General features: G+C 60.9%; 1 protein-coding gene. It reads right to left on the reverse strand.

What is annotated here, in order from left to right; translation table 11 throughout:
* Positions 1-225: transposase (locus FNJ47_RS49285; protein WP_163163900.1), on the reverse strand; the 225-nt coding region annotated here is incomplete at both ends.

A 225-nucleotide genomic window follows, 5' to 3' on the forward strand; every position in this document is an offset into this window, starting at 1 on the left:
CCCGGACGATGGTGGAATCCACGATCAGATATTCGAAGTCCGGATCATCGGACATCGCCTCGAAGATGCGGCACCAGACACCCTTGCGACTCCATCGACTGAAGCGCCGGAACACGCTGTTCCAATCGCCGAAGACCTCCGGGAGATCGCGCCAGGGAGACCCCGTACGCACGATCCACAGCACTCCTTCAACGAACATTCGGTTGTCGCGCCCGGTCGAGCCCT

The organism is Bradyrhizobium uaiense, assembly GCF_010811875.1.
In the GTDB taxonomy this organism is placed as follows: domain Bacteria; phylum Pseudomonadota; class Alphaproteobacteria; order Rhizobiales; family Xanthobacteraceae; genus Bradyrhizobium; species Bradyrhizobium uaiense.